Genomic DNA, 6,807 nt, shown 5'->3' on the forward strand with positions numbered 1-6,807 from the left:
ACATCACGCAATTTCCTGTCGATGATCAAACTGGCATCCGTCAGGCTGTGGATCGAGTTTTATGAGTCCGCTGCCTAGTGACTTCAGGTTGTGGTAAGTGGATAAGTTTCAAGACTTTCATAATATTGTCCTTGTCCGTTCTGAGGAAGGGACCGGCAGGAAATCAAAAGAGCTTTGGAGGGGTAGACAAGCTATCGATGGCCGGCCCCGAAAGAGGGCAGATCAAAGACGTCATATGAGGCGGATATGCTTTGTCGGTTTCATACTCTGAGACAGCATAAAGTAAGATATCCCGTCAATAGCTTTCCAAAACGAGGTGGCGCCAGATCCTGAAATCTGCCGGCACCTCATATCATTTAAAAACAAGGCCTTAGGGATTCATGGGCACGAATGACCTTGTTTTTGGGCGCTAAAACCGCCCAAATGGGTCTCAATTACCTTGCGGATCAATCTTCCAGTCGTCATATCAGGAGCACCCATTCGTGGATCCGCAGGTGTTGCACTTCATGCAGGTGCCGTTGCGCACAAGCGTATAGTTGCCGCATTCGCCGCAGGCTTCGCCTTCATAGCCCTGCATCTTGGCCTTGGTACGGGCATCAATGCTGACAGAACCGCTGGACAGAGCCGTTGTTGTCGTACTCATGGTCACACCACCACCGACGGCGACATCAGGCACGAGGCTATTGACGGCCTCCGCAACCATCGCATTGGCCTCGGCCATGCCGCCCTGCAGCACCACCAGATCCTGTGGCAAACGCTTGCGCAGATAGCCCGTCGAGCTGATTTGCTTCAACACTTCGAGGGATTTGGACGCCGCCGTGTCGGAGAGTTCCGAAACGTTGGTGATCCCCTCTTCGACGCCGCGGCCCAGATCGTCAAAGCTGGCGCCTTCCGGCTTCACATGCGCCAGATCGGTCCGATCGAGGTAAGACACAGCCAGTTCGCGGAACACATAGTCAAGGATAGAGGTCGCGTTCTTGATGCTGTCATTGCCCTGCACCATGCCCGCAGGCTCGAACTTGGTGAAGGTGAACGCGTCGACGAACTCTTCCAGCGGCACGCCGTATTGAAGACCAACCGACACCGCGATGGCGAAGTTGTTCATCATGGCGCGAAAGCCCGCCCCTTCCTTGTGCATATCGATAAAGATTTCACCAAGGTTACCGTCCTGGTATTCGCCCGTGCGCAGATAGACCTTATGGCCCCCGACAATCGCCTTTTGGGTATAGCCCTTGCGGCGCTGCGGCATCTTTTCGCGGTGCGATTTGATGATCTCCTTGACGATGATCTTTTCGACGATCTTCTCGGCCAGCACGGTTGCCTTTTCCTGCTGCGAGCCGCTTTCCAATATCTCCTGGGCCTCGTCATCATCCTCGACCAAAGACGCCGCCAGCGGTTGCGAGAGTTTGGAGCCGTCACGGTAGAGCGCGTTGGCCTTCACCCCCAGCGACCAGCTGAGTTCATAGGCTTTCTGGCAATCCTCGATCGTGGCATCGTTGGGCATGTTGATCGTCTTGGAGATCGCGCCCGAGATGAACGACTGTGCCGCGGCCATCATGGTGATGTGGCTGTCCACGCTCAGGAACCGTTTGCCGATCTTGCCGCACGGGTTGGCGCAGTCAAAGATATGATAGTGTTCGGCCTTGAGGTGCGGCGCTCCTTCAAGCGTCATCGTTCCGCAGACGTGGTTGTTGGCGGCATCGATGTCAGCCCGCGAAAAGCCCAGCGAGCGGAGCAGGTCAAAGCTCGGATCGTTCAGCTTTTCCGCCGGAATGCCCAGCACTTGGGTGCAAAACTCTTCGCCCAGCGTCCACTGGTTGAACACGAAGCGGATGTCGAACGCGCTTTCAAGTGCTGCATCAACCTTGGCCAACTCATTGACCCCAAACCCATGCCCTGTCAGCGAGGTGTGGTTGATCGCCGGGCTGTTGCCGATGGAGCCGTGACCGACGGCGTAGCTGATGATCTCTTCGATCTGGGCCGAGCCGTAACCGAGGTTCTCAAGGGCGGCAGGCACCGAGCGGTTGATGATCTTGAAGTAACCGCCACCGGCCAGCTTCTTGAACTTCACCAACGCAAAGTCAGGCTCGATTCCGGTCGTGTCGCAATCCATCACCAGACCGATGGTGCCCGTGGGCGCGATCACTGTGGATTGCGCGTTGCGGTACCCGTTGGCTTCACCCAGTTTCAGCGCTTCGTCCCATGTGGACATGGCCATATTGACCAGACGCGCATCGGGGCAGTTTGCATGATCCAGCGGCACAGGCTTGACTGCCAGCGCTTCGTAACCTTCGGCACGTCCATACGCAGCCGTCCGGTGATTGCGCATCACCCGCAGCATGTGGTCCGCGTTTTTCTTGTAGCCCGGGAACGGCCCCAACGCGCCCGCCATCTCGGCGGATGTGGCATAGGCAACGCCCGTCATGATGGCCGTCAGGGCACCGCAAAGTGCGCGGCCTTCGTCGCTGTCGTAGCCATGGCCCATGTTCATCAACAGACCGCCAATGTTGGCATAACCCAGGCCCAATGTTCGGAAATCATAAGAGCGTTGGGCAATTTCCTTGGACGGGAACTGCGCCATCATCACCGAAATTTCCAGTGTCACGGTCCACAGGCGGGAGGCGTGCATGTAATCTTCGACCTGGAAAACGCCATCCTTGAGGAATGTGAGCAGGTTCATCGAGGCGAGGTTACACGCCGTATCGTCCAGGAACATGTATTCGGAACACGGGTTCGATCCGCGGATCGCACCATCTTCGGGACATGTGTGCCAGTCGTTTACCGTGTCGTGATACTGGATGCCCGGATCGGCACAGGCCCAGGCCGCGTGGCCCACTTGCGCCCATAGATCACGGGCTTTGATGGTTTTGGTCGGCTGACCGTTCACACGGTTGATCAGTTCCCAATCGGCATCTTTCTCGACGGCCTTGAGAAACGCGTTTGTGACGCGGATCGAGTTGTTCGAGTTCTGGCCGGAGACGGAGTTATATGCCTCGGAGTCCCAATCGGTATCGTATGTTGGAAATTCGATGCTGGTGTGGCCCTGACGCGCATAGTCCAACACGCGTTTAACGTAAGTCTCGGGGATCGCGACCCGCTTTGCCGCCTTTACTGCCGCCTTCAACGCGTCGTTTTTCTTGGGGTCATAGGCATCTTCAACAGCGCCGTCCCAAGCCTTGATCGCGGCAAAGAGGCCGTTCAGCTTTTCTTCGTGCATCTTGGAGCCAGCGACGATGCTCGCCACCTTTTGCTCTTCGATGACCTTCCAGTTGATGAAGTCTTCGATGTCGGGGTGATCGGCGTCCACGATCACCATCTTGGCCGCGCGGCGTGTGGTCCCACCCGACTTGATGGCACCCGCAGCACGATCACCGATTTTCAGAAAGCCCATCAGGCCGGAAGATTTGCCCCCGCCCGACAGGCTCTCACCCTCACCGCGGAGCGACGAGAAGTTCGTTCCTGTGCCGGAGCCATACTTGAAAAGACGCGCTTCGCGGACCCAAAGATCCATAATGCCGCCGTCATTGACCAGATCGTCGCTGACCGACTGGATAAAGCAGGCATGCGGTTGGGGATGCTCGTAGGAAGATTTCGATTTCGTCAGCTTACCGGTCTTGTAATCGACATAATGGTGACCTTGCGCCGGCCCGTCGATGCCATAAGCCCAGTGCAGACCTGTGTTGAACCACTGGGGGCTGTTGGGAGCGGCGCGTTGGGTCGCCAGCATGTGGCGCATTTCGTCGTAATAGGCGCGCGCGTCATCTTCTTTCGAGAAGTATCCGCCCTTCCAGCCCCAATAGGCCCAGGCGCCTGCCAAACGGTCAAACACTTGCTTGGAGGACGTCTCACCGCCCATTTCAGCGCCCTTGGCCGCCTCTGAGCGCCAGAGAAATTCGGGCACGTCGGCCTCTTTGACTTTTTGCAGCTTTGACGGAACACCAGCCTTGCGGAAGTATTTTTGCGCAATCACGTCGCTGGCCACTTGCGACCATTTCGCGGGCACTTCGACGTCGTCCAGACGGAATACAATTGTTCCGTCAGGGTTGCGGATTTCAGACACGGTGGTCACAAAATCCAGATCCGCATACGCGTCCTGACCGGCCTTGGTGAACTGTCTTTCAATTTTCATCGCGCTGCCTCGTTATTCAGCATGTTACTTTGCCAGGCTGTCCCGGACGTTGCGGGGGCCCAATTCTGGTATTGGAACGAAGGCAAATCAGTTCTCTCCCGTCACAGCACGAACGCTTGAGACGGCCGGTGTCAGCCGATGAGTTTCGATGTCTTCGTCCCTTGAGCCCGGAGCGACATCCTTAGCGTTGGCCACTAAATGTTGTGGTGTCGATCCCAGCCCGCACAAGGTGACGTATCGAGAGGGTCCGCGTCAACGCAATTTTAAAACTTTTTTGACAACTTTTTCCTTGACCCGTGCAGCATGTTTCGGGCGCCGGCCTTCGGGATGATTCATTCGTTAACACACGGCTAGGTTGTAAAAATTTGATCCACAGAGACGGCTGGAATTTCTGCAAGTAGAGGCAGGGCTTACGGTAAAATGTGGAAGCTTTGGCTGAAGTTATCCACAGAACCCTTTCTCGAGAGCAGAAAGGTTTTGTGGCCGTGCGGAAAATATGTTGATGTTGCAACACCCACCCCGAAAGGCCCCTCATGCGACCAGTTTTAGCGTTTTTTTTGATCGGACTGACGGCCTGCGGACCACAATATATAGAAACAGTAGCGACTTCGGAACAAGATTTGCCCGCCCGTCGCGCCCTGTTCGGAGAATCCCCGGCGACGCTGGACGAAGTTTTCAGATCATCGTGCAATGCGCCGGGCGACAAGATCAAACAAGTCTCCACATCCGTCGTACAGTGCCGCATCCTGCCCCCGCCTGACATCGCGGCCTTCTTGTTGTTGCAATATGACGGCGCGCTGGAGGCCCCGTCCCTCATTGTGCAAAAGCAGACGGCACGCAACGACGCCGGTTACGCCGTTGAGTTGTCCTATTTCGCGGAAGTGATCCAGAAGTCGGGCAAGCCCCGTCGCATTTATTTCAGACAACCCCGATTGGATGTCCTCATGGATGGATTGCTGGAAGCATCAGGCGGCACCACGATCAACGACTGACCCTCATGATACGCCGAAAGCCGCGATAAAGGCGCGCGCAACCGGGTTGATCTGAGCTGTGATTTTCAGAAAGGTGTTTGTGACCCCGTCCGTCGCCAGCAATTCCCGCGAAGGGGCAAAGCTGGTTTTCTCTTCATCCACACCTGGCATCCGTCCCTCCGTGAAAGGCTGGGGTTGTTACCGTCCCATAGCAATGTACCCTGAGCGTTGAACGCGACGCAGCACACCCGTTCTTGCGTCGACACATTCCCAGTTTCACTGCCGACAACTGAATACCCGAACGGTCAAAGTGAGAATCTGCGGAATCGGCCCCCTTTCTTGCGCCTTTTGGTACTCACTCAAATGCAAATCCGGGTTGAGGATCGGTTTTCCCTTTTTGCGCCTGTCTGGGCCCTCGTCGCCTTTGAAAAGGCCAAGCAGAACGCTGTGCGGTGTACAGCTTGTCTAGTATCAGCAAATATGGAAATGATCGGTCAACATGAAAAAAATTGCCCGGTTCATCCTTCTGTTCATCCTGTTCGTCGCTGTCGCGTATGCCACGCTTTGGGCGTCGATGGCGTTCTGGTTCAAACTGCCGGGGCCGGATCTTGTCCGGTGGTGTGTCATGATTGCCTTCGGGTTATTGGGGGTCGGGACGCTCATCGCGATCTTCAAGACCGTGCGCTGGCGCTGGCTCTCGGTATTTGCGATATCTATGCTGGCGATCGTGGTGTGGTGGAACACTCTGATACCTCCCGTCGATGGCAACTGGCCTGCAGACGTCTCGCGACAAGTCACCGGGACAATCGACGGTGATATCCTGACATTGCATAACGTTCGGGCGTTCAATTGGCGCACGGCCGAAGACTTTACCGAAAAATGGGTCACGCGCACCTATGATCTTTCCACAATCGACTCGGCCGATATCTTTCTGTCCTTCTGGGCCGGACCAAGCATGGCGCATTTCATGCTCAGCTTTGGTTTTGAAGACGGTCGGTACGTGACCTTCTCCAACGAAGTGCGCCGGTCTATCGGGGGATCATTTTCGCCCGTTGCGGATTTCTTCAAAGCCAACCCCATCATCATGATCGCAAGCGAAGAATATGACATCGTCGGACTGCGCTCGAACGTGCGCAAGGAACGCGTGCAGTTATTCCGCTTGAAGACGGATGCAGCCCAGCGACGCGAATATGTCGAGGCTTATGTCTCCACCGTGAACGAGCTGGCGGAGAAACCGCGCTGGTTCAATTCGGCTTTCACCAACTGCTCGAGCACGGCGATCTTGCTGGCCCGCCATATCGGTGCGCAATTGCCAACCGACTGGCGGTTGCTGATCAATGGATACATGCCTGAATACCTATATGAGCGGGGCGCGCTGGATACCAATGTTACCCTCGAAGAGCTGTTCCTCCTTGGTGATGTCACCGAACGGGCCACCGCCGTTGGCCTCAACGAAGGCTATTCCGCCGCGATACGCGAAGGCGTACCAGCACCGTAATCCAACCTGCCGTTCGATAATCGCCCGGAAGCAAGACGGCAGATCGTAAGCGGATTTAAATAGCGCGCCGACGTGCGGGACTTGAAGGAGCGGCCGACTGGCCCTCCCCTTGCCTGACCTGGAACCCTGCATGATTGAGCAACCCCACGTCTGGAAATTCGGATTTGGCATGATCACGCATCCTGGCATTCCCATTTGATATAGGCCTT

The 6,807-nt window shown here is 56.1% G+C and carries 4 protein-coding genes; 2 read left to right on the plus strand and 2 right to left on the minus strand.

All coding sequences use genetic code 11. The annotated features are described in order from the left end of the window. Nucleotides 1-466 precede the first annotated feature (466 nt). Nucleotides 467-4,129 (minus strand): vitamin B12-dependent ribonucleotide reductase, encoded by a 3,663-nt coding sequence (locus LC354_RS25400; RefSeq protein ID WP_223428756.1) that lies wholly within the window; start codon nt 4,127-4,129, stop codon nt 467-469. A 620-nt stretch (nt 4,130-4,749) separates the two neighbouring features. Here LC354_RS25400 and LC354_RS25405 point away from each other — a divergent pair. Further along, nucleotides 4,750-5,121, plus strand: a complete 372-nt coding sequence (locus tag LC354_RS25405; protein ID WP_223428757.1) for a hypothetical protein — start codon at nt 4,750-4,752, stop codon at nt 5,119-5,121. Between the two features lie 3 nt (nt 5,122-5,124). Here LC354_RS25405 and LC354_RS25410 read toward each other — a convergent pair whose 3' ends face one another. Beyond that, the gene (locus LC354_RS25410) at nt 5,125-5,271 is read right to left on the minus strand and encodes a hypothetical protein (RefSeq protein WP_223428758.1); all 147 of its coding nucleotides are present in this window, start codon (nt 5,269-5,271) and stop codon (nt 5,125-5,127) included. A gap of 328 nt (nt 5,272-5,599) precedes the next feature. Here LC354_RS25410 and LC354_RS25415 point away from each other — a divergent pair, with 328 nt between their 5' ends. Further along, nucleotides 5,600-6,598, plus strand: a complete 999-nt coding sequence (locus LC354_RS25415) for a lipoprotein N-acyltransferase Lnb domain-containing protein (RefSeq protein ID WP_223428759.1) — start codon at nt 5,600-5,602, stop codon at nt 6,596-6,598. The last annotated feature ends 209 nt before the right edge of the window (nt 6,599-6,807 follow it).

This window comes from Tateyamaria pelophila (assembly GCF_019966495.1).
Classification (GTDB): domain Bacteria; phylum Pseudomonadota; class Alphaproteobacteria; order Rhodobacterales; family Rhodobacteraceae; genus Tateyamaria; species Tateyamaria pelophila.